This window comes from Microbulbifer maximicatervae (SeqCode) (assembly GCF_052467955.1).
On record NZ_CP174329.1, the window covers coordinates 4,069,896 to 4,095,024 of the forward strand.

General features: G+C 45.8%; 13 protein-coding genes and 1 pseudogene. 5 read left to right on the plus strand and 9 right to left on the minus strand.

What is annotated here, in order from left to right:
- Positions 1-78 precede the first annotated feature (78 nt).
- Positions 79-1,344 (minus strand): MFS transporter, encoded by a 1,266-nt coding sequence (locus ACJJI5_RS17545; RefSeq protein WP_445354775.1) that lies wholly within the window; start codon positions 1,342-1,344, stop codon positions 79-81.
- Between the two features lie 637 nt (positions 1,345-1,981).
- Between ACJJI5_RS17545 and ACJJI5_RS17550 the strand changes: the two genes are divergently transcribed.
- Positions 1,982-6,739: a CapA family protein gene (locus tag ACJJI5_RS17550; RefSeq protein ID WP_445354776.1), complete on the plus strand. Its 4,758-nt coding sequence runs from the start codon at positions 1,982-1,984 to the stop codon at positions 6,737-6,739.
- 145 nt (positions 6,740-6,884) lie between these two features.
- Here the strand turns inward: ACJJI5_RS17550 and ACJJI5_RS17555 are convergent, their stop codons facing one another.
- The 5 genes from ACJJI5_RS17555 to ACJJI5_RS17575 all read right to left on the minus strand — a co-directional run bounded on the left by ACJJI5_RS17555 (position 6,885) and on the right by ACJJI5_RS17575 (position 13,594).
- On the minus strand, positions 6,885-7,793 hold the full coding sequence (locus tag ACJJI5_RS17555; RefSeq protein ID WP_444905978.1) for a transglutaminase-like domain-containing protein: 909 nt from the start codon (positions 7,791-7,793) through the stop codon (positions 6,885-6,887).
- Positions 7,793-9,037, minus strand: coding sequence for a beta-barrel domain-containing protein (locus ACJJI5_RS17560; protein WP_445354777.1), 1,245 nt, complete (start codon positions 9,035-9,037; stop codon positions 7,793-7,795). Before ACJJI5_RS17560 ends, ACJJI5_RS17555 begins: the two co-directional genes overlap by 1 nt.
- A gap of 22 nt (positions 9,038-9,059) precedes the next feature.
- Positions 9,060-11,258: a type I secretion system permease/ATPase gene (locus ACJJI5_RS17565; RefSeq protein WP_444898133.1), complete on the minus strand. Its 2,199-nt coding sequence runs from the start codon at positions 11,256-11,258 to the stop codon at positions 9,060-9,062.
- Entirely contained in the window at positions 11,255-12,685 is a 1,431-nt protein-coding gene (locus ACJJI5_RS17570) for a TolC family outer membrane protein (RefSeq protein ID WP_444905980.1), read from the minus strand. The genes ACJJI5_RS17565 and ACJJI5_RS17570 overlap by 4 nt, the downstream gene beginning before the upstream one ends.
- A 144-nt stretch (positions 12,686-12,829) precedes the next feature.
- Positions 12,830-13,594, minus strand: a complete 765-nt coding sequence (locus tag ACJJI5_RS17575) for a hypothetical protein (protein ID WP_445356341.1) — start codon at positions 13,592-13,594, stop codon at positions 12,830-12,832.
- Between the two features lie 66 nt (positions 13,595-13,660).
- Between ACJJI5_RS17575 and ACJJI5_RS17580 the strand changes: the two genes are divergently transcribed.
- Positions 13,661-16,066 (plus strand): hypothetical protein, encoded by a 2,406-nt coding sequence (locus ACJJI5_RS17580; RefSeq protein WP_445356342.1) that lies wholly within the window; start codon positions 13,661-13,663, stop codon positions 16,064-16,066.
- Between the two features lie 144 nt (positions 16,067-16,210).
- On the opposite strand, the pseudogene ACJJI5_RS17585 reads toward ACJJI5_RS17580, so the two are convergent.
- Positions 16,211-16,426: pseudogene (locus tag ACJJI5_RS17585) on the minus strand (BapA/Bap/LapF family prefix-like domain-containing protein); the annotation flags it as partial.
- 275 nt (positions 16,427-16,701) lie between these two features.
- Between ACJJI5_RS17585 and ACJJI5_RS17590 the strand changes: the two are divergent.
- Both ACJJI5_RS17590 and ACJJI5_RS17595 read left to right on the plus strand, forming a co-directional pair.
- A complete protein-coding gene (locus ACJJI5_RS17590) occupies positions 16,702-18,261 on the plus strand; it encodes a carboxylesterase/lipase family protein (RefSeq protein WP_444905982.1) in 1,560 nt (519 codons plus the stop codon).
- 10 nt (positions 18,262-18,271) lie between these two features.
- Positions 18,272-18,820 (plus strand): histidine phosphatase family protein, encoded by a 549-nt coding sequence (locus tag ACJJI5_RS17595; protein ID WP_444905983.1) that lies wholly within the window; start codon positions 18,272-18,274, stop codon positions 18,818-18,820.
- A gap of 42 nt (positions 18,821-18,862) precedes the next feature.
- On the opposite strand, the gene pepN is transcribed toward ACJJI5_RS17595, so the two are convergent.
- Positions 18,863-21,493 carry an aminopeptidase N gene (pepN, locus tag ACJJI5_RS17600; protein ID WP_445356326.1) on the minus strand — a complete coding sequence of 877 codons (2,631 nt, stop codon included), beginning with the start codon at positions 21,491-21,493 and terminating at the stop codon, positions 18,863-18,865.
- Between the two features lie 517 nt (positions 21,494-22,010).
- Between pepN and ACJJI5_RS17605 the strand changes: the two genes are divergently transcribed.
- A complete protein-coding gene (locus ACJJI5_RS17605) occupies positions 22,011-24,062 on the plus strand; it encodes a hypothetical protein (RefSeq protein WP_445354778.1) in 2,052 nt (683 codons plus the stop codon).
- On the opposite strand, the gene ACJJI5_RS17610 is transcribed toward ACJJI5_RS17605, so the two are convergent.
- On the minus strand, positions 24,059-25,000 hold the full coding sequence (locus ACJJI5_RS17610) for an IS110 family RNA-guided transposase (protein WP_445354646.1): 942 nt from the start codon (positions 24,998-25,000) through the stop codon (positions 24,059-24,061). The genes ACJJI5_RS17605 and ACJJI5_RS17610 overlap by 4 nt on opposite strands.
- Positions 25,001-25,129 lie beyond the last annotated feature (129 nt).

Sequence of the window (25,129 nt, forward strand, 5' to 3'; positions counted from 1 at the left end):
GGCGATCACAAAATAAAATACCCCCGTCGACCAGAGTTGGCGGGGGTATTTTTTTGCCCTTAAATTCTGTATCCCTTGCTAGGACACATTGGCGACTCGATCCGCGACTACCGTTCCCTCAGGCTCAGGCCACTCAGGGCGAGACAGATACTCGGTAAGGCGATAGAGCACGAACACAACTCCACATAACGCCACTAACAAGCCGTATAAGGCCGGGCCACTCCACCATTGAATAATCACTCCACCAATTAATGGCGCCATCGACCAGCCAATGGCATAAAAGGAAGAGGCCCCAAAATAGGTACCCCGTAAATGGGATGGTGCCAACCGATCAATTTGAATGCTCATGGTTGGAAACAAAATTGCCTCAGCCAGACTCAAAATAAAAGTCGCTCCGAGCCAACCCCAAAACCAATCTACCGGATTTAGGGCATACCAAATCTGGGAGATCGACAAAATACCCAACCCAATCACAATACGGGTGTTAATGGCCAGCGGCCCCATTAACTTCATAATGGGAAACTGCAGTAATACTATCGTCGACGCATTAACAAAGATCATGCTGGATATCAGCTCCACCAATCCCGGCGCTTCAGCGCGGGTGAGGTATTGCACCAAGCTTGAATCCATATGCGCATAGATAAACAGCGTTAAAATATTCGCAATAATCACCACCAGAAATACCTGATCACGACGCAATACCGAAAGCGTATTTCCCAGAGATACGCCCGCATCCCTTTGCTTACTCGCTAAACGCCCGCTCTCGGTTCTGGCAAAACCCCAAACAAAGGCCAGGGCTAAGAGTAGGTAGCTGAGAGAGGTGAGCCCAAAGGTGGATTGCTGTGCACTCAAACCAGCCCAGACACCTACAATCGGCCCCAGCGCGGCCCCCACATTAATCAGGAAGTAGCGGAATTGCAGCGCCAATTCACGGCTGGCTTGATCGTCAATTAAGTCGCCTATCAGCGCACTCGCCGGCGGCTCCCACATCGCACGACCGATAGCACACAGGGTCATCGCACAGATAAATCCTGCCAAGGTTTGCGTCACAGCCAACAAGGCAAAGGAAAAAATACTCACAATACAGCCAAGCAATAGCATATTGCGGCGCCCATAGCGATCCGATAGCGCACCGGTAAAGAAGCCCAACACAGCAGCACCAACGGCAGATGCACTTAAGATCAAACCAATTTCAGCCGCGCCGAGGTGAAACTTTTCAAATAGAAGGATGGCCAGGAAAGGCCAGACCATAAAATAAGTTCCACGGCTAAAAAAACTGCCAAATAAAATAATCCAAACTAACGGAGGGAAGCTCCTCAAGCTTCTCCACCACTTCCCGTTCATGGTTACTACTCCAATAGATTCACTGCCAACAAATCGATAGAGGCACCTGTCCTGTATGGTTTAAGTTGGCTGGTTCCAGATAAAAGAATGGCGCTAAGGCCACTCGGCGAGTGCCCGTAAGATATTGGTACAAATACAAACCCCGAAGGTTCTCTCACTATTCGGCCAAGGTGCCCATCTTTCGGGGGAGGGCAAGCAGCCTACCTCAGAAAATTAAGAGGCAGACAAAGAAGAGTTTCAGTAAGCAAGATGAATTTGAGACAAACAACCTATATTTACCGACAAAAAAACCCGAGATGATAAGATCCCGGGTTTCCTTCTTGGCAGAAAATGCTCCTGCCCTACGGCTAAACCTTGGTATTAACCCACACTGTTAATTACAGGTTAATAGAGAATAATCTGAGCGAGTTGCACAACAATCATTCTGAATACGGTTACCCAATACTATCCGACAAGATTTGTTTTGAAAACCCAAATTGACAGATAAAACAAAAAAATATTTTCCACACCACCACCCCAGTACAAAGCACTAAAAGCAGAATCTTCACCCCCGTCTATACTCGTTCAGGAAAAGCACCCGAGCCGACCAGCAGAAAAAATACTGCCACGCTTTTTTAATAGAGAGATAAGTCGCGACATGTCCCTATCCAACATGCTCGTTCAAGTGCGTGCTCAGGTTGAGCAGGCATTGAGGAGCCAACGCCCTCCTTATACGTTGTTTTTTTCAATTAGCGATGTAAAGAAGCGTGCCATCGTAAAACATAAAACGGCGGCAGATATTGCAGAGGTATGGCAAGACCTAGCAAAGATCATCCAAAGTGCAGCAAAATCGCACAGGGTGAACCCCTGCTGGTTGAGAGTTGACTGGGTAACTCAAAAAAGTGCAATGACGTTTGCTGGGCTGGAACAAATACTTAGAGATACCAAACGATCATACTTTCGCTATGGTCTGGCATTGGATGATAACTGTGATGTCGCATTCCTTGAACAGGAACTCAATGCTAATGCCATGCTTTATGGCGGGAATCAGATCGATCACGTAATCATCAACGAGAATAATTTCCTTGCCTATGCTAAGAAACGTTTTGGACTAAACACCAAGTTAGATTTTTCAGATGACAGCCCAGTATATCTTCTGTCAACTCAGGGGATTTTTTGTGAAGCTAAACGTGAACCCGTCTGCCTCTATGGTCCAGGATTAGACGCTGGTCGGCGTATCATCGAAAAACTAAATGCTAATACTGTTACGAAATTAATTAAAACAAGCAGCCATTACCTGGGCAGCCAAGTCAAAAACAATGGAGCATTCCACTATGGTTGGCATGCCTGCTTCGACCGGAAGATAGATACCTATAACAATTTGCGTCATGCAAGCAGTACCTATGCGATGATTGAAGCCTGGGAGGTAACCGGTGATAAAGCACTGATGACTTCCATCCTTCGGTCACTAAAGTACCTGACAGAAAAGCTAATACAATCCGCGCTCCTTCCTTCAGGGAAGATGGGTGCATTTTTAGTAGAGTCGAATAATGAGATTAAATTAGGGGGCAACGCTGTATCACTCCTGGCACTAGTAAAGTACTCTGAGGTAACAAAAACCGAACACTACTCCGATTTAATGGAGCAGCTGGCACTTGGTATGGAGTACATGCAAGACGCCGTCACTGGGCAATTTTGTCATGTTCTTGAATATCCTGAACTTCAAGTTAAAGACAAGCATAGAGTCATCTATTACGATGGTGAAGCTGCCTTTGGTTTAATGCGTCTTTACGGATTTACTAAAGATTCCCGCTGGCTGACATTGGTCGAGAAGGCATTCAATTATTTTATCCGAGCTGAGCACTGGCGTGCCCACGATCACTGGCTGAGCTACTGTGTCAATGAGCTGACACTATATCGCCCTGAAGAAAAGTATTATCAGTTCGGTATTCGCAACTTTTCCAGTTACTTGGATTTTGTTGAAAATAGAATCACCACCTTCCCAACTCTGCTTGAATTGATGATGGCTGCTGAAAAGATGGTGACTCGCTTACGCAAAGAGCCCAAGTTTCAGTACCTACTAGACCAGGTAGATCTAAAGCACTTTTACAGAGCGTTACACAAACGTGCAATGTACCTCCTAAACGGCTATTTCTGGCCCGAAATAGCCATGTACTTCAAGAATCCCAGACGAATCTTAGGAAGCTTTTTTATACGGCACCATGCTTTCAGAGTTCGTATTGATGATGTCGAGCACTATCTATCTGGTTTTATCGCCTATCGAAATTATCTTATTGCCGCCAAAGATATACCGGAGGATATTGAGGAGGCATACCAAGAAATGCTTATCGAACCAGCTGCCGATTCACACAAGTCATTGCCTGTGCTCGCTTGGGGGGGGGACGTAAACTTGGCACGAAGGCAACATTATCGCACGGCACAATTTGGAACCGAGAAAGTGCTCGGCACAATTATTGCCCTAAAAAACGCAGATATAAGCGTAGTGAATCTAGAGTGTGTGATAGGGACTGAGGGCGAACAAGGAATCAGTAAGGGAGAGTCATCCCCATACTATTACCGAGCCCGCCCTGAAATGCTATCCGTGTTAATGGAGGCCGGTATTGATGTCGTTGTTACTGCAAACAATCATAGTGGGGACTATGGAAGCAAAGCACTTTTGGAGCAACAACACTGGCTGGATGCAACCGGTATCGGTTACGCTGGATCAGGTATTAATATCGAAGAAGCACTTACCCCAGTATATCGTCCCGCCGGTCGGCTAAACGTCGCCATTTTCTCTATTGATGCCACACAGCCCCGCTTTGCCGCAGGTCCAAGTACGCCTGGTTGCGCTCATCTACCACTTACCATACCCAGCCTCTGGCTTGATAACCTAAAGCCTAGGATTGAAGCAGCGCGCAAAAAAGCACATCTCGTGCTCGTCGCTGTTCATTGGGGAAACAACAGAGAACCAAAACCAAGCGAAGATGAAATAACCATTGGCCACGCCATTATCGATGCCGGAGCAGATGGTATATTAGGTACCAGCGCACATAACCTACAAGGTATTGAAATTTATCAGGACAGACCTATTATCCACGATGCTGGGGATCTTTTGTTCGATGCGGTCCGACGTAACCTAGCCGATAGTGGAATCTTTCGCCTCCAATTAAGCGAAAATGGAATAGAAAAAATCATTTTTGTGCCCGTAGGTGTTGGGTTTGGTTTCAGTAAGCAACTATGTGGAGATGTAGCAAAAGATCTTACGCAACGATTTTCGAAAGCTTGCTCAGAGCTGGGGACACACCTGACCTTAAATCCAGATGGTAGCGGAACCATTCTACTGTCACCTCCAGACAGGCAATACCGTAAACTTCCCCATCTTCTTAAAACCCATTACAAACGAGAAGTAATTAGAGAAAAGCGTCCATTGAACCCTAATTGGACTGTAGATCAAGTCCCCCTAGATGCTCGCATCCCCCCAATAAAATGCGGGCCGCTTAAACTATTGGGAGTAAGATTTTTTCCGCGTGAAATAAAGACTAGACAAATGTTATGGGTAGAGTCATTTTGGACTACCGATAAAAAGGTAAAGGAGGATTTCCGTTTAGATTTTCGAGCGATCCCAATCAAAGAAACATCTATGCCTTATTGGGGAAAGGCGATGGACCACGATCCTTGTGATTGGCAAGTACCCACTTCTCGATGGGAACCAGGAAGAATCTACCGTGACTTTTATGGGTTAAGGGCCCCGGCAGCCAATCAAATTAAGCCTGTTCACCTTCAACTTGCCGTAGGTATTATTTCCAACACACAACAAGTAAAGCCTGTAATTGTTGGCGGAATGATTACACAGCTAAACTTTTCTAAGAAGCCGCCACAAATTCCTACATACAAAACAGATTTTCCTCCGGCTGTATACCAACATACGCCTATGCAGACTTGGAATGCTCAACAACTTGAACTAGTTTCTGGAGGAAAATGGCTAACGCCGCCACCTGAAAATTGGTACATTCGCAGCGTAATTTCTGGGAGTGGATTTTTAGACCAAGCAGTGGGGCCTGTCTTATTTGTTGCTCATACAAGTAAAGACAGAGATTTTCACGAACAGCGCTCAAAGCCATCTGCCAATTACTTTGACTGCCATAAAACCCTTCCTGAATTTGCACATCGTATTGCTGGCGCCATTGTTTCCCACCCTGTAGATGGATTACCTAAGGAACTGCCTGTACTTCAAGTTGAAGACCCATTAAAAGTTATAATTGAGCTCGGATTAGCAGCCAGAAAACGATTCCAAGGCGATGTCATTGCCATTACAGGTACTGCAGGAAAATCAAGCACCCTAAAAATGCTTGTGCAAATTCTGGGCCCCAAAGAAAAGATATTATCCAGTTTAGGTAACTATAACTCACGTGTAGGCGCACCTTCGATGCTTGCCAGTCTAAATCCTGACCATGAAGCTGCCGTTATCGAAGTGGCTCAGAGCGCATTATGGATGAAACGAGGCCCCATCACAAGACAGATAAAACCAACTATATCTATAATTACGGAAATTGGTCTATCACAAACTAACCATCGCATAAAATCAGTTGAAGACACTGCGAAATGGAAATCGTGCATTTTTGACGGATTAACGAATTCTTCAGTAGCTATATTAGGGGACCACCTAAAGTGCTTCGACTATATTCTTTCGCAAGCAAAAAAACATGCTAAAAAAATAATAGTGTTTGGCAAAGGAGAAAGGGCAGATGTTAAGATAATAAATATTGATGCCGATGAAACTGGAAGCAATGTCACACTACAGCTCCCAACTCAAAGATTAGAATTAAAGGTTCCCGCACCCAGCACTGGCATGATGTACAATGCCATAGCTGCTATTTGTGCAGCTTACGCGCTAGATAAAGACCTAGCCCAATGCGCAAATAGATTGCTTGACCTAGAACTTGATGAGGGACATTTAAAAAGAAAAAATTTAAACATTCAAGGTAAATCCCTAACACTTATTGATGATAGCTGGAACGCTGAAGTTTGCTCCATGATTAATGCATTCTCAGTATTTTCTCAGAGTAAAATAAAAAATAATGGACGAAGAATTGCGGTACTAGGTCGCATTGTCCATTTAGGTAAAAAAGCACAAGAATTACATGAAAGTCTCACTCACCCCTTACTCAACAGCAATGTTAACTGGGTAATAACACACGGTGAGGAAATGAAATTTCTCCGGGAGTTATTACCGGAAGAAATTTTAGGACCACATTTTTCAGAGGCTTCACCTCTCGTTGACTATCTAGCTGATTTCTCCCAGGATTCAGACCTAATACTTATCAAAGGATCCAGAAGGGACTCCGACTTTGGCTCAATCCCCATCCTACTAGAAAAACTTCAAAAAACCGGACAACCCATAGAGGTAGAATAAAACTTAAAATCCAACACATGACAACTCAAGAAAAACATGATACAGATCAAACTTACACATCTGGCCGACAGATGTAATTCGCTATACCACTGCACGCCCTACTAAACCCACCCATAACAAATAATTGAATCCAGAAATTCAATATTTATTGCAAACTCCACAAAACAGAAACACTAACATTATTTTTTTTACCTTTAAAATCTTTCGGAAACAAATTAGACCAAACCCATGAAAACTCTCGAGTAAGAACAATTTTACTTATACTACCCTTACCGAAACCATATCCAAGATAAGGCTTCTGCGCCAAATTGGGGTCTACCGGTACCCACCGACCACCCATAAAAACTTCAGCGGCATGATGATTAGGTCGATCAAATCTTTTTTTCTTGGAAAAAAGAAACTCTGAAGTAACTCTTGCAGGATACCCCATAGAGCGTGCCAATGCGACAAAAAGCGCCGCATGCTCTGTACAATCACCCTCCCCTGACTCAAGGCCCGCCAGAGCGCCTTTTGTAGGCTGAACTTTATATTTAATTATTGCTTGAGGAATCAAAAAAGCTGCCCTCAAACGACTCTCTTCATCTTCAAAAGTATTTTGTATTTTAAGGGATAACTTTTTAATTGGAGTGGAATCTGACTCGATAAACCTCGCTGACTCTAAGTAAGTACCACTTGGAAAAAAGTCTCGCCCCCTGCTCAATTGAGTATAATCATATGAAGTAAGCATTAAATCAAACTCAACAATCCTGGAAACTGTCCTTCCAGCAGGAATACTCAGCACAAACTCAAGGTACTTAGAACCCCCTACACCATGCTTCTTGTAAATAATTTTTTCTGGATAATTATATCTAATCTTCTTTAATGACTGCTGCAAACTATACTCTACAGGCATAGAAAGTCTTTGAACATAACCATTAATATCCTGCTTCGAAGAGTTCGTAATTGCGACCTCAACCGAAAGAGTAACAATTTTTGATTCAGCTTGAGATAAGCTAGAAAGACCAAAGAAGCCAAAAACAATGTGCACCAATGAGTTAGCTAACCATTTCGCCATTACCTTTCCCGTAGCGCCTCACCCGCCTTATTGATTGGCTTCATAAGATAATCAAAAACAGTTTTCGAACCCGTTTTTATATCTACCGCTGCAATCATACCTGGCACTATCGGAAATTTATTACCCTCATGATTTTCCAGAGAATCAGTATCTGTAAGGATGAAAACCTTATAATAGTATTCGCCTGGCACAAACTCATCTTGAATCGTATCAGGAGATATAGTCGTCACTGTACCATTTAAGTCACCATAAATCGTATAGTCGTATGCAGTAATTTTTACTTTAGCTACCTGCCCAGGACGAATAAATGCGATATCCCTGGGGGAAATTTTTGCTTCAACTAAAAGCTGATCATCAAGTGGGACAATCTCCATTATCTTTCCATTTGGGGGGATTACGCCACCAATAGTTGTAACCTCAATAGCTTTAACAATGCCTCTTACAGGAGATTTGTGAGTAAGTCTTATTAGTGAGTCAGAACGCCCCTCAACTACAGAAGACAGCGCCTCAACTTCAGCACTAAAGTTTGCCAACTCCTCTCGGGCTTTCACCATGTACATAGATTTTATCTCATTTATCTTTGTCTCCAACTCAGACTTTTGCCTTTGCAGACGTAAAAGATCAACACTACTGGCTGCCCCTGATTCGACAAGCGACCTGGTGATAGACAACTCTTTATTGACCAACTCTAGGGTTTCCTTTGAACCTTTCAACGATTCTGCTAATCCTCTCCGCCGCGTATCAAATAGTTTTCTTTCTTTAGCAATAAGCTCGGCATGCGAAGACAGTTCCTCTGGAAATTTAATCGATGTACTATTTACCTCAGCACTCAATCGCGCGACACTAGCCAAAGCAGCTCTGTAGCGAGCCAATATTTCTTCTACATTCGAACGTAATTTTGTAGGATCCAACTGCGCCAACACTTCACCCTTTTCGACAATATCCCCCTCAGAAACTTTAAGATCCTCCAGTATTCCTCCCTCTAATGATTGGATAATCTGTGAACGCGAAGTCGGAACCACTTTACCAGCGCCAGAAGAAACCTCATCAACCTTGGCCAAGTAAGACCAAAAAACCAACGCGGCTAACAATAAAAAAAATACCCAAACTATTCTTCCTGAGCGTACGAGAGATGCATCATCAATATCATCCTCATATTGTTTTTCATCATTTTGTGAATCAATATCTAAGAGAGCGATGCGTTTTGGTTCGCAGCGAAAACCGAAGTCATCTGGAATTGGCATTACAGCTTCTCCATCCTAACCTCTAGGAAACTTCTTCATCCTTCTTAGGATCCTTCCGTCGAGAAAGAATAGAGAGTGCTTTTTCTTTTGGCTCATCGAGAACAACTCGACCACTATCCAGCACAATTATTCGATCTACAAAGCTAAGGATGCTAGTTCTATGAGTTGCAATAACAACTGTTTTGTTTACACTCCAATCTGATAATGCACAAATAAATTTTTTCTCAGTGGCTTCGTCCAGTGCTGAAGTAGGCTCATCCAGCAAAAGAACATTTGGTTGACGTAATAAAATCCTAGCAATCAGCAGAGACTGCTTTTGCCCTCCAGACAGCCCGTAGCCACCTTCTTGAATCATAGATCCCAAGCCTTTCGGGAGCTTACTCACAAAAGTCTCGGCACCACTCATTTTAAGTGCGACGAGAATTTCATCGTCGCTGGCATTGGGAGAACCTAAGACAAGATTTTCATAAATAGTCCCATGGAATAGCCCTGTCTTTTGGCTAAGGAGAGAAATATCTCGTCTTACATCAGCGGGATCTATATGAGCCAAGCTGACATCATCTAACCGTAACTGACCACGAGCGGGCTCAATATAACCCGACAGTGCATGTAGCAACGTTGACTTACCGGATCCATTTCGACCTAATATAGCAATCCGTTCACCTTGAGTAATTTTTAATTCAGGAATAACTAGAGCGGGATCAGACGTATCATCTCCATAGTTATAAACCGACTGTTTAAAGTGATAATTTCCTTGAAGCGAGGACTTCTGCACTTTCTTTTCATCTTCAGGGTTATCAACCGGTAACTGCATAATCTGATCAATTCCTTTCATCGCAAACCGGGCTTGCTGCCAGCGGCTTAAAACCTGGGTGATATTTGCCATTGGTGACATCATCCGCGAACCAAGAATAGAGGCAGCAACCAGTGCGCCCGTTGTCATGTCGCCAGCCATGACCATCGGAGCTCCAAATAACACAACTACAGCAAAAACTGATGACTGCACGTTATGGGTCCAACTCAGTAAAACACCAACCAGATATCGCAGCTTTAGATTGGAATCTGCGGTGACTGCGTTGAAATGATTCCACTGCCCTTGAAAGCGCTGTTCCGCCTGCATGGCTTTTATATCTTCCAGCCCTTGAACCGTTTCTATTAGCATTGCATTACGTAGCGCTCCTTCTTTAATAGATTCCTTCGATAACTTTGCAAGCCTCGGCTGAAGAAGCAACCCAGGAATAATTAACAAGAAAACTGCTACAAGAGGTATTAGTGCCAAGCTCCCAGCAACCCACCACATAACAAACAGAAAGAGTACAAAAAAAGGTAAATCTGCAAGAGCCAAAACGGTGGAAGATGTAAACAATTCTCTTATGCGCTCAAGGTCTCTAATCTGAGAGATAAATGTACCGGTTGATTTTGGTCTGGCTTGATCTTTAACCCTAATAGCATGCCCAAAAACCAAATCCGACATACGAATATCAGCACGCTTCCCCAGCAAGTCCGTTACCCTGACTCGCATAGTACGCATAATAAAATCAAAGATAATTGCTACTACAACACCGCTAAATAGAACGTAAAGGGTAGGAAAAGACTCAGCTGGAATGACTCTGTCATAGACCTGTTTTGAAAAAACAATTCCAGCTAGTGCTAGAGAATTTGCAATTGTTGTGGCAATCATCACATGAAAATAGGGTTTCAAATCCCTAAGGATAATCCGGCGAAACCAATGCTTGTCTTCAGTCTTAACATAGTCATCTATACGAGAGTCTGTTGCCGTTCTCCTGGGACGAAATATAGCCAGGTTCAGAACATTATTTTTTAAATCGTCCAGATGTACTGTACTCTTTAGACCTTTATCGCCACAGTAGATAACACTCAGTTCCATATCTTTAGATACAGACTCTACAACAACTAACTGACCATCCACCAATTGGGCAACAATGGGCAAACGCCACGAATTGATCGCAGACTCATTGAACGAGCTGAATGTTGCCGTAAGCCCGGCCTGTCGCGCCATCTGCCTAACAACGCTTTCTATAGAGTTATATCCCCCCCAATTCCCAGCTATTCGGACCCTTTCATAAGAGCAATCAATTCGATAATGTCGAGCAATAGAAATTATTGCCTCACACCAAGGAGTAACGTTAGCGGCATTATTTTTAGAGCTGGAAAATGGCTTTTCAATTTCACCCGCAATATCTAATTGGCTTCCATTCAAGGCAACACCTCCACACCCTGAATCTCGGTTCCATCCAGTTTAAATGCCTCGCGCAAACCACCACGACTATGTAGACAATCTATTTTTAGAAGGTGCAAATCAAAAATCGTATTATTTTTTTCTCGGCGGGCAATGTGTAGCTCCTGTTCTGAATTTAGCAAATCAATTAGAGTCCGCGTGCCTAGAGTGGAATACTGCTGTTTATATAGATCCCTTGTTTCAGCTATAGCGCTCTCCCTAGCGCTAAGCGAACTCAAACTACGCATTAACCCTTCAGCTTCTTCTTGTGCCTCACGATATTTTTGGGTTACAAATAATTGTGCCGAGTCTCTCGCCGCATCAGCCGACAGCAAGGCATAACTCGCCCCCTCTCTTCCGGCAGATATCTTTCCACCTTGATAAATAGGCATGGAAACATTAAAGAAAATCGCCTTCTCATTACTATCAAGTGCATTGGCATCAACATAGTTTTGATCCAAGTACTGATTCACATTTCCATCAAGGGTTAAGGTTGGCCATGCATTTGCTTTTGCCGATTTAAGCTGTGCTTCAGCTTCAGCTCTAGATGCGGCAGCAATAAGTACATCTGGTACTGACGACAAATCAAAAGACTGGACATCACATGCTTGTGCGACGTCCTCAGGAACATACATAGCCACCCGAAATGGAGATTGGAATCCAGTGAGATTCTGTAAAGTGGTACGCCATCGGCGTAACAAAGCTTCTACTTGCTGTTTAGATGCCTGTGCAGCATCAACTCTTGATTGCGCCTGTAACACATCTGAGCGGGAACTAACTCCACGCTCCTTTCGAATTTGCACAAGATCAGCAATAGCAGATACGCCATTAACTTGTGCATCAGAAGTTAAAAGGAGAGACTGATAGCGCTGAACCTCAATTGCCGCTTTTGCGGTTCTCCTTGCAACTTCGTCAATAGATTGGAGAACTTCAGCCTGAGACCTTTGTACACCAGCCTTTGCAAAGTCAACATTGCTAGATACTTTGCCAAAGTCATAAACCATCTGGGAAATATTCACCTGGAACGCGTGTCCATCACCTTCGCTTTTGTACTCGGAGTCGTTCCCGGCCACAATTCCAGCATTCAGTCGAGGAAAATATCCCGATCGTGCAGCTTTGACGCCTTGCCTCTGCTGATAGAGATTCCCAACGGCTTCTGCAATTAATGGATGCCAACCGACGGCTTGGTGCACCACTTCAAGCATATTGAATTCAGTTCGCTTTATACCTTCCTCATACTCCCTAAAGGAAAACTTTTTTAATGAATCATAAGCCTCTACTTCCATGCTTCTTGGGCTAATTACTTCAGAGGAACGGGGAGAAATTAATATATCGGCGTCACCTGTGATTGACCAAAACACCAGAGTCAACACAAATGATATTTTCATTTTCTGTTTAAACACTTCCACTATATTCACTTTCAATAATTACCGGGAGGTTAAACACTCTATTAACATCTAATTACATAAATTCTGTAGAGTGGCCACAAAAGTCTAGCCAAAAAAAACCGGGCCTTACGGCCCGGTACTTAAGTTAATTTGTCGCTTTCAGATCTAAGTGTCGCTCAAGCTGTTTTGTTGCCACATATCTCCGATAGTGTCGTCAATTGCTGCCGACATCTCCATCGAATCCATTACTCCACTAGAAATTTGGCTCGTATCTACGCCAGCCACCTCTCCAGCAGACTCGAATATTTGAGTATCGCTACCCACAGATTCGAATAGATCATCAAGAGTCAAGTCAGAGCCACTACCCAGCATGTCAATACCAGGCACAGTTGCAGTACCAACATCCAATATGCCGTCAGAGTCCATTGCCACATCTGATCCAATATTGATGATGGTAATGTCAATATCAATATCGATATCAACTGAAATGTCGATGTTGATATCAATGTCAACGCTAGTATCGGCATCGGCATCGGCATCGGCATCGGCATCGGCATCGGCATCGGCATCGGCATCGGCATCCGCGTCAGAATCCCAAACAAATATCTCATCTGTTGGCATTCCAATACTTTCAACCATGAAAGCGACACCTTCATCTGGGAGCGCATCTGGCTCTTGGTAGTCCCTTCCAATATTGATAATGATGATATCAACGTCGATATCGATATCGATGTCGATATCAATATTTATGTCGATATCCACATCGGCATCAGCGTCGGCATCGGCATCGGCATCGGCATCGGCATCGGCATCTGCATCTGCATCTGCATCTGCATCTGCATCTGCATCTGCATCTGCATCTGCATCTGCATCTGCATCAGCATCTGCATCTCCGTCCGGTTCCCAAGTGAATAACGGCGGATCTGCCAAAATATCTCCGTCGCCACCCAGAGTCGCTACATCACTTCCATGAAGTGCACTCTGCTCGTGCGGATGATGTCCGATATTGATAATGATGATGTCAACGTCGATATCAATATCAATGTCGATATCAATATTTATGTCGATATCTACGTCGGCATCCGCGTCGGCATCGGCATCGGCATCAGCGTCGGCATCCGCATCGGCATCGGCATCCGCATCCGCATCGGCATCCGCATCGGCGTCGGCGTCGGCGTCGGCGTCGGCGTCGGCGTCGGCGTCGGCATCCGCATCCGCATCCGCATCCGCATCAGCATCAGCATCAGCATCAGCGTCGGCGTCGGCATCTGCATCGGCATCGGCATCGGCATCAGCGTCGGCATCCGCATCCGCATCCGCATCGGCATCGGCATCGGCATCCGCATCCGCATCCGCATCCGCATCGGCATCGGCATCCGCATCCGCATCCGCATCGGCATCCGCATCCGCATCCGCATCCGCATCAGCATCAGCGTCGGCGTCGGCGTCGGCGTCGGCGTCGGCATCTGCATCTGCATCTGCATCGGCATCGGCATCGGCATCGGCATCGGCGTCGGCATCTGCATCCGCATCCGCGTCGGCGTCGGCGTCGGCGTCGGCATCGGCATCGGCATCAGCGTCGGCATCAGCGTCGGCATCCGCATCCGCGTCCGCGTCAGCATCGGCATCCGCGTCGGCATCCGCGTCGGCATCGGCATCCGCATCGGCATCCGCATCGGCGTCGGCATCGGCGTCAGCATCGGCATCCGCATCAGCGTCGGCATCGGCGTCGGCATCGGCATCTGCGTCGGCATCCGCATCCGCATCCGCATCCGCATCCGCGTCGGCATCCGCGTCGGCATCGGCATCGGCATCCGCGTCGGCATCGGCATCGGCATCGGCATCGGCATCGGCATCAGCATCTGCATCTGCGTCGGCATCCGCATCCGCATCCGCGTCAGCGTCGGCATCAGCGTCGGCATCCGCGTCGGCATCCGCATCTGCGTCGGCATCGGCATCGGCATCGGCATCGGCATCGGCATCGGCATCGGCATCGGCATCGGCATCAGCGTCGGCGTCGGCGTCGGCATCGGCATCGGCATCGGCATCGGCATCGGCATCGGCATCTGCATCTGCATCAGCATCCGCATCGGCATCCGCATCCGCATCCGCGTCGGCATCCGCGTCGGCATCGGCATCGGCATCCGCGTCGGCATCCGCATCAGCATCTGCGTCGGCATCGGCATCGGCATCGGCATCGGCATCGGCATCCGCGTCGGCATCAGCGTCGGCATCCGCGTCGGCATCCGCATCTGCGTCGGCATCGGCATCGGCATCGGCATCGGCATCGGCATCGGCATCGGCATCAGCGTCGGCGTCGGCGTCGGCGTCGGCGTCGGCGTCGGCATCGGCATCGGCATCCGCGTCGGCATCGGCATCGGCATCGGCATCCGCGTCGGCATCCGCATCAGCATCTGCGTCGGCATCGGCATCGGCATCGGCATCGGCATCGGCATCCGCGTCAGCATCGGCATCGGCATCGGCATCCGCGTCGGCATCAGCGTCGGCATCAGCGTCGGCATCCGCGTCGGCATCCGCATCTGCGTCGGCATCGGCATCGGCATCGGCATCGGCATCAGCGTCGGCGTCGGCGTCGGCGTCGGCGTCGGCATCGGCATCGGCATCGGCATCGGCATCAGCATCCGCATCGGCATCGGCATCGGCATCGGCATCGGCATCGGCATCAGCATCCGCATCGGCATCCGCATCCGCGTCGGCATCCGCGTCGGCATCGGCATCGGCATCCGCGTCGGCATCCGCATCAGCATCTGCGTCGGCATCGGCATCGGCATCCGCGTCGGCATCCGCGTCAGCATCGGCATCGGCATCGGCATCCGCGTCGGCATCAGCGTCGGCATCAGCGTCGGCATCCGCGTCGGCATCCGCATCTGCGTCGGCATCGGCATCGGCATCGGCATCGGCATCGGCATCGGCATCGGCATCGGCATCAGCGTCGGCGTCGGCGTCGGCATCGGCATCGGCATCGGCATCGGCATCGGCATCGGCATCGGCATCGGCATCAGCATCCGCATCGGCATCCGCATCCGCGTCAGCATCTGCATCCGCGTCGGCATCGGCATCCGCGTCGGCATCCGCGTCGGCATCGGCATCGGCATCTGCGTCGGCATCTGCATCCGCGTCGGCATCTGCGTCGGCATCTGCGTCGGCATCAGCATCCGCGTCAGCATCTGCATCCGCGTCGGCATCTGCGTCGGCATCAGCATCCGCGTCGGCATCGGCATCGGCATCGGCATCGGCATCGGCATCGGCATCGGCATCGGCATCAGCATCAGCATCAGCATCAGCATCAGCATCAGAGTCAGGAATAAAAAATTGATCGCGATTGTCATCATCGTTATCGCTAGCCGCTACAGCGATAACAACAACTCCAAGTGCAATTAATGCAGGAATCCACCAAGAAATACCCGGATCGACTGGTGCTGGTGCTGGATAAGAAGCGCCACCAGCCGCAGCAAAGGCAGAGATTAAATCTCCATTAGAAGCTAACATAAGAGGCTCTCCAGCCCCTGTTAGCACTAGCTCACTGTGCTCGCCATCTTCATCTAACAGGTAAAACCCTGAAACAATGACGATCTGGCCGGATTTTAAAACAATAACGAGGTCTAATCCGTCCTTGGAAAAAGACGCAATATCCTCAGGATCTGCGGGCATTTCGACAAGACCAGGAGAGGTCAAAGATAGCCCCTCCAGTGATCGCTCGTCGATTGAGCCCGTGGATTTGTCAAAGATTTTCGCAATCATGCTCTCACCAACTTCAAACGGTGCAACTTCCTAAATACACAGTTCATGGCCTGAGCTTAAAGACGGAAAATACCCCACTTTGAGCCCATCCGTGACTAGATTCACTAATACATTGCCTTACTAATTTCCCTCCATAAAAAAACAATTACGCCAGTACGTTTTTACGCGCACTACTTTTGTATGGACGTAATTCAAAACGTTTTCAAGGAGGAGTTAGGCAGCGGCAGGAGAAAAACAGTTTTCGTGCTAACTTCAGCAAGATTAGGAAGTTACAAATGACTACAGACCCGGAAATTGGCAGGCACTTAAACAAAAAACCTACACCCGTTGTTGATACGCCTGCCGGGCCAATCATCGGAACCACAGATGAAGAAACTGGCGTATATAAATTCTTGGGTATTCCCTACGCTCTCCCTCCTGTAGGGAATTTACGTTGGCTACCACCGCAAGAGTTGGACCCCTGGAAAAATCCTTTCCAAGCGCATAGCTTTGGTTCACCAGCAGCGCAAAACTCATCCGCCCTAATGGAAGTTCGAGATCAAAACGGGAATCTTCCTGAAAGGGAGGAATGCCTCTATTTGAATGTATTTTCTCCCGCAATGTCGCAAGGAAAAAAGCTGCCAGTAATGTTTTGGGTTCATGGCGGCTCTTTTTACATGGGATCAGGATGCCAAGAAATTTACAATGGTAAATACTTAGCAGCTAGCGGTCGGACAATTGTTGTCACTATAAACTACCGTTTAGGCGCACTGGGATTTCTACGTCTAAAGGATATTAGTGATATACCATCAACCGGCAATGAAGGGCTTTTAGATCAAATAGCCGCCCTACAATGGGTTCAAAAAAATATCTCAGCATTTGGCGGAGATCCAAACAATATCACTCTTTTCGGTGAATCAGCTGGGGCAATGAGTATTGCCTCCTTACTTGAAACTCCACAATGTAAAGGTCTTATACGCCGTGCAATTGTCCAGAGTGGGCACCCAAGAGCCTCCCACTCCCTGCAAAGCGCTAACCATGTTGGTAAGACTTTCATTCAACAATATGAAAAAATCTCTGGTGGCATCTCACTACAAAATTGTCCAACCAAACTTCTTCTGAAAACCCAAAAAGCAATACTATCTGACACGTCGATGACAGCAAAATGGGGGCAACTGCCATTTAAACCTGTCGCAGACAGGGAACTTTTTTCCCCTGAAAAGAAGCTCTCCCCGACACACCAAACATCCCTTTTGTTAGGGAACAATTTGGAGGAATGGAATCTCTTTAGCGCGATAAACCCTGAAAGCTTTAACATGGACTACCGGCAAATATGCACTCATCTGGAATGGCTTATCTCAGAATCCGAGCTAAAGCCCCTACTCAGACATTACTATCAACTAGCAAAAAAAATGACAGACAACCCCTGGCCAGAGTGGAGCCGAGCCTGGAACCTTTTGCTCACTGATATGGTATTCACCTTGCCTGGGCTGAGACACCTACAAAGTCATCAGGGGGAAAACTATCACTATCACTTTGCACAACCTCTCGCAGCACAGCCATTGCTAGGGGCTTGTCACGCCGTTGAGCTTGGCTATGTATTTGGAACCCATAGCGATCACTCCTTGAAAACACTATATGGTGCTGAAGAAAACCCCCATTTATTAAGTGCCTCAATGCAACAAGCTTGGCTGAATTTTGCTGAAACAGGGAACCCCGGCAATGATTGGCCAGAGTTTTCAGGAAAACACAGTAAGCGATTTGGCAATCATCCCTCAGCCAGAGCGTTTAACTCACCAGAGCTTCTCAGTTTATGGCAACATATACCCGACGATAGTTTGAATGGTTATCTTTAGGTTGGCATAGATGGCAAGAATTTTTTTAATCAGGCATGGAGAAGCAGCGAAAGGGGAGCACATCCCCGACCCAATACTCACAGACGAAGGTTACAAGCAGGCAGAAGAGCTAGCCCTAAAACTTTCCTCTCTTGAGAAAGTTCAATTAATCAGCAGCCCCAAACTCCGTGCACAGCAAACAGCAAAGCCTTTGGCCGAAGTTTGGGATATAGAGGTTGTAATTGAAAATGCAGTGACGGAAATACCTACACCAGAAGAAATACCCAAAGCTCAACGCCTAACCTGGTTACGAACATTACTTACTGGAGAGTGGGACCCCTGCGACAGAGAACAAAAAGACTGGCGCGAGGGAATAATCAGGTATTTGGAAAGTCTTTCAGAGGACACCTTTATCTTCTGCCATTTTATGGTCATCAATTCAGTTGTTGCACATATCCGAAACCACCAAAAAGTACAACAGTTTAGGCCCGATTACACTTCAATCACTGAGCTAAAAAATGATGGGAACAAGCTACATTTAGTTCAGCTAGGCGAAGAAAAAGTTAACAAAATCCTATAAAAAAATGGGGTATGTGCAGCATACCCCAAGCAGGTATTTATTTTAAATCAAGCTTTTGCTGACCACCTCAAACAAATCCTTAGATAGGTCTCCCGAATCAGCAACCCTTTGCAGGGCAACTTTCATCTTCTCACCCAGGCTACCAGAGTATTTTTTCCAACGTGTGATCGGTATAACCAGCCTTGCTGAAATTTGTGGATTTAGCTTGTCCAAGGCCAGAACCTGATCGGCAACAAACTCAAACCCGCTACCATCGCTCTTATGGAATTGCTTAAAATTACGATTAGCAAAACCACCTATTACAGACCTTACTTTATTGGGGTTTTTCATTTCAAAAGCAGGGTGATCCATAAGTGCACGAATATTTTCCAATGTACCGCGCTTGGGACTACAACTCTGCTGGCTCAGCCATAGTTCTACGACTTGAGTATCGGTTTTCCAGCGCTCATAAAATTGCTCAATCAACCCCCTGGCTCGGTCTTCCGGTGCATGATTAATAATAACAGCGAGAGCCGCCGCACTATCTGTCATATTACTAGCGCTCTCAAACTGAACCTGGGCTATATTTAAGGCCTCCTCAGTTTCTGTTATGCACATATAGGATAAACAGGTATTTTTGAGTCGTCTTTGCGCAACATCTAACGCATTCGGGCTATAGGGCTTTGTCGTATTCAATTCTAGATAGCGCTTGCGAAATTCATCAAATAATTCACCTGCAATTACCTTCCTTACAAAATCCCTCGCAACAATTATTGCTTCCGCATCAATAAATGATGACTCTTCAGCGATAAACTGCTCACTGGGTAACTGCAAGATCTCTGCAACCAGCGCTAGATCGAGATCAACATCCTGTAAAACCTCTTTATAAGCACTGATTAAACTTGATTGTACCTGTAGTTCCTCACCTTTACGAAAAGCCACCTGAAGATCACACAAAGCACTTAATGCTAGGCGCTGACTTGCATCCCAGCGGTTAAACGTGTCCTTATCCTTCCTCATTAAAAATTGAAGCTGCTCATTACTATAGTTATACCTTATTTTTACTGGAGCAGAGAAGCCCCGCAGCAATGAGGGTAAAGGCTTCTCCGTAAGTCCGGAAAACTCAAAAGATTGCTCATCTTCTGTTAACTGTAAAACAGTTTCAGTATCACCCTGCTCATTGAGTACAAGCTCTGCGCCATCAGCCCCCAGCAATCCAATTCTTATTGGTAAGTGGAAAGGTAACTTCTCTTCCTGACCCGGCGATGAAGGGCAAGACTGGCGAATAGCTAGCCTATAAGTGCCATCAGTTTCATTAAAGCTATCTGTCACATCAAGTATCGGCGTGCCTGCTTGGCTATACCAGTTGCGGAATTGCTTCAGTTCAACCTTGTTAGCATCTTCCATCGCCTTGACGAAATCTTCACAGGTTACCGCGCAGCCATCGTGCCGCTGAAAGTACAAGTCACTTCCTTTGCGGAATCCTTCTGCACCTAAGAGTGTATGAATCATCCGTACAACTTCCGCACCCTTTTCATAAATTGTCAGAGTGTAAAAGTTTGAAATTTCTATATAAGAATCTGGCCTGATAGGATGGGCCATAGGGCCGGCATCTTCAGCAAACTGGGTAGTACGCAAAAGGGATACATCTTCAATACGCTTAACCGCTCGGGAATTAAGGTCAGCGGAGAACTCTGCATCACGAAATACGGTAAAACCTTCCTTCAGACTCAACTGAAACCAATCCCGGCAGGTGACCCGATTACCGGACCAATTGTGAAAGTACTCATGCCCTACAATAGACTCGATCCGCTGAAAAGCTGAGTCCGTCGCTGTTTCTGGGCTAGCGAGCACGCAGGCCGAATTGAAAATATTCAATCCTTTGTTTTCCATAGCCCCCATATTGAAATGATCAACAGCAACAACCATAAAGATATCTAGGTCATATTCCCTTCCGTAAGTTTCCTCATCCCAACGCATCGCATTTTTAAGGGATCGCATAGCATGATCACACTTCCCAATATTTTTCGCTTCCGTAAAGATCTGCAACTTAACCTTTCTACCAGAGGCTGTTGTGAAGCTATCTTCCACATGCTCCAAATCCCCGGCTACCAACGCAAATAAGTAAGCCGGCTTGGCAAATGGATCTTCCCAAGTTACAAACTGACGACCATCTTCATATCTACCTTTCTCAATTTCATTGCCGTTGGAAAGTAGTACCGGGTGGTCCATCGGCGCGACGATGGTGGTGGTAAATTTGGACATAACATCCGGCCGATCAGGATAGAAAGTAATTTTTCTAAATCCTTCAGCTTCACATTGAGTGCAATACATACCATTAGAGAGATATAATCCCTCTAAAGATGTGTTTTCCTCCGGATTTATCCGATTGCGGATTTCCAGCAGAAATTCTGGTTTCTCTACAGGGATAGACAGGCCCTCAGGTAGAACCTGATAATCAGATGTAGATAACAAAACTCCATCCAAAGAAACCGAAAGTAATTCCAGCTCAACACCATCCAGCACTAAAGGCGGCAGCCCTGCGTCCGCTTGCGGATTTCTGCGAATATTCAAACGAGATTTGACCAAAGTTGCCTTGGGTTCCAGCTCAAAATGTAAATCAGTAGCATCCACCAGGTAATCTGGTACTTGATAGTCTTTCAGGTAAATGGTCTTTGGCTGGCTATCATTCATTATTGAAACACCTTCAGTCATTCTATGCCCTTCCGGAGCAGTATGAATTCGATTAATTGGACCAACAATATCGTTACCCGGGCTAATACTATTTATCACCCAAGTTAAAAACCGGACTATAGCTTCCCAGCGCGATTGGTGCCACGCATAGATAAGTTAGATTAATACTTGCCCTTGCAGCCTTGCCCACCGGCACTCTTGGCACATCTGCCCCCACAGACGTGGCGGCAACAGCGGCGGAGAAACTAAAAACTATCAGCACAACCATTCATATAGATAAAAACTATTAATTAATGGTCGATTATCTATCTACATAAAGCACTTATTGTCTGCCCCACCCCTTAGCACAGTAGATACTCATCAACATGGCGAGAAATTGCAGCAAGTATAATTATCCAATCTGGTAAACTCCCCATAAGGTAGAAGTAAGGGATTAAAGTATTCCTACTCCGCCCTTTTGTAACGAATAATAGATTTAAGTTTGAACTAATCTCTTGCGAGAACTCCGAGGTTCAGTGTGCGTAAACTCCGTATATCCATCATAACCCTATCTTGTTTTTTAGCTGCGCTCATAGCAGCTAGCTGGTGGAAAAAGGATATCGTTGCTTCTCAGCTAATCAATATTTTCTCAGGAGAGGTAGTTATTCAGGAGCTGACAGGACTACGACTGGGTTTTAAAGAAGTTTCGATCCAGGAAGTTCGCCTAAAGTCCAGTGTAAATAGCATTATCCTCCTTGAGGGAGTAAAAATTGTCTATCCTTTCCATATTATTTATGACCGAGATAACACTCAAAAAATTGAACTATCAATAGAGAAGCTAACCAGGAGCATGGAAGCTGAAGATATCGTTACCAAAGCCCATATCAACGAGCAGCTCCCGGAAAATAATGTCAAGACAAGTAATACATTATCGTTAAGTGCCCTAAGCCAAAGTCTAACCCGCTTTTTGCCAGGCAAGATATCCGTTAAGCAAATAGTACTCGATGGCCAATTGATTGGCGGCCCACTAAATATAGCTCGCGACAACACAAAAATTCATGCCGAAACTCCCCTTAAACACCCCCAGTTTGGCGAGATTAATTTATATTTTGAGGCTTTTTTAGGTTTGTCAGAAATCAAACTAAAACCCAGAATACTAACTAACAACTCAAAGATTCTGTCTGAATCTGATATAACTATTGCTAAACTAGAAACTGACACATGGGTTTTAAACAGTGAACTTGTATCAGAGCTGGAATCTATAGCCCCACTGATAGAGATATTTGAACCTAAAGCTAGCTCTACAACTAAGCCGACAGTATCAGGCAAAATTATAGCTACCACCGCGATTAGCTTGCCAGACAATCTGCTATCCATTTCAAGCTACCGAGAAATTGACATTCAACTTAATGGCAATAACCTAAAGGCCACAATCCCATACGCTCAACTAAACTCCAATATAAAAGCCCAATTATCTATAAGCAATCCAATAAAAATAACACTTGAATCACTATTTCCATTTAAACCTCGACATATCAAGGGGAGTGGCGAGCTTGATATAGCTTTAGGTACTGATAAAAACACCAATACCCCGCTATTAAGTGCGGACTTTAGCTCGAGCACATCGACGACATCTCCCGAATTAGATATCGAAGGTACTTTTCATCTAACAAGTGCAAATACTATAGTTAATTCCCCCCTATATCTCAGGCACTTGCCAGCACTACCTATAGATAGTGTTAATGGAGATGTGGCATTTAAGGGTAAACTTCAACTAAGTTCGCTTAACAATATTAACTCTCCAGAAGTAAATAGCTTTCAATTAGAATTAATACCAAACCAAACTATTCAATTGGATATTTCAGCTCCCACATCAGGGAAAAACTCGCCTTTAATTACTACCGGATTACATCAAAGCAAGATTCAGGCAAGCATTAAAGATCTTATCTCCATTACAGGTGACCTGACCAATCCCAACAAAAGAGATATTGAGGTCGAACAAGGATCTCTAACTGCAACAATACAAGGCTCCAATGGGGACTCGACAGTACAGTTAACCGCTAGCGGCATACAATGTCACTTCTCTGATATCAGTGCCTGTAACTTTGAGCTGAAGACAAAGGTACCCCAACTTTATGAGCGGGCCAGAGAATTAGCAGTTACCAATCTGAGCTCAACGGCCAAGGCAAAGATTGAAAGCAATCTTAAAGGTCAAAAATTCACGCTAGAGAGCATTAAAGTATCTGGAGAAAAAATAGCAACCAAAACATTGGCGGCTGACAGAGTAAACTTAGATATACCAACAGTACACTGCGAAGTAACAGAACCTACAATCTGCACTCTCCCAGAAATAAGCAGTCAGTTTGGAATTATCAACACCGAGCAATTTTCCCTTTCTGGAGACCTCAATTTTCTTGATAGTATCGTTACCATCAAAAATGGTGCTGCAGCGCTGGACAGTGAATTTAATAGTAACAATTTAGAGATTGAGACATCGGAAAAGTACAAGGTTAACTCTTCAGCCAAAGGCAAGCTATCCCTGCAACACAATAAGCTAACAAGTGACTATGGTTACTCGTCAAGTTTTTAAGCCATACTTTCATCCCAGTAGGTGTTGTTTTTCACCATTGTATTCAGGATCGTAATCTGCTTTCTCATGCAGGCAACCAGAGCAACCTTTTTAGGTTTGCCAGCGTCGACTAATCGCTTATACATGGGCTTTAGTTTGGGATGATGTTGTATGGCCGACATGATGGAAACAAAAAGAACCGTGCGTACGCGATGCCTTCCACCTCGAATATATCGTTTGCCCTGGAAGTTGCCGCTATCACGGTTCATCGGGGCGATACCGACAAGTGCAGCGATTTCTTTACGGTTCAATTGTCCTAGCTCAGGAAGTTCACTCATTAACGTATAGGCCAATACATTTCCGACCCCTTTGGCACTCAACAATAGGTCACGCCTTTGCCGCCACTCGGACACACTGTTAACCAGTTTATCCAGTTGCTTGTCGATACCTTGTAGCTCTTTCTTGATGGTGTTTAGAATGGTCTGTATAGGTTTGTGTACTGATTTCGGCATTCTCTGAAGCCGATTCTTTTGCATTGTACTCATCTCTAAACACTGACTTCTTACCGCCAGTAAGTCACTGATCTCCCTAAGTTTTTCTGGTTTTGGCACCGACAGCCCTGGCTTCATGGCCTCACCAAAATGTGCAATATCCATTGCATCTAGCTTGTCAGTTTTGGCGAGGCGCCCTGCGGATTTAGCGAAGCTCCTTATCTGCGACGGATTGCAAACAACAATAGGTAATCCGGCTTTGTCGGCGGCGCAAACAAACTCTAACTCGAGCCTTCCCGTAGACTCTATTAATACTCTTTGAGGTTTAAGAGGTTGTAGTTGTTTAATGGCATCTTTAATGCCATTTTTATCATTGGCAACACTAAAGAACTGGCCAGTAGGTCTCACATAAATATCGAGTTGTTTACTGCTGGTATCGATACCGACATTGATCTCTTGAGGTTCCATAAGATAAGCTATCTCCGCCTTGCTATTCGGGCTCGAGGCCCACATGACTATCCGAGTTATGCCTAGTGAGTGCTTATCACGTTCATACTTGTTATCGGTCTTTTACGAACCAGCCAAGCAGCGAACTGT

Coding starts and splice junctions, on each gene's coding strand:
- pepN (WP_445356326.1), bottom strand. CDS start 21,493: ATGAATGATAGCCAGCCAAAGACCATTTACCTGAAAGACTATCAAGTA.
- ACJJI5_RS17595 (WP_444905983.1), top strand. CDS start 18,272: ATGGCAAGAATTTTTTTAATCAGGCATGGAGAAGCAGCGAAAGGGGAG.
- ACJJI5_RS17560 (WP_445354777.1), bottom strand. CDS start 9,037: ATGCCAATTCCAGATGACTTCGGTTTTCGCTGCGAACCAAAACGCATC.
- ACJJI5_RS17550 (WP_445354776.1), top strand. CDS start 1,982: ATGTCCCTATCCAACATGCTCGTTCAAGTGCGTGCTCAGGTTGAGCAG.
- ACJJI5_RS17580 (WP_445356342.1), top strand. CDS start 13,661: ATGTCCGATATTGATAATGATGATGTCAACGTCGATATCAATATCAAT.
- ACJJI5_RS17590 (WP_444905982.1), top strand. CDS start 16,702: ATGACTACAGACCCGGAAATTGGCAGGCACTTAAACAAAAAACCTACA.
- ACJJI5_RS17610 (WP_445354646.1), bottom strand. CDS start 25,000: ATGGAACCTCAAGAGATCAATGTCGGTATCGATACCAGCAGTAAACAA.
- ACJJI5_RS17555 (WP_444905978.1), bottom strand. CDS start 7,793: ATGGCGAAATGGTTAGCTAACTCATTGGTGCACATTGTTTTTGGCTTC.
- ACJJI5_RS17545 (WP_445354775.1), bottom strand. CDS start 1,344: ATGAACGGGAAGTGGTGGAGAAGCTTGAGGAGCTTCCCTCCGTTAGTT.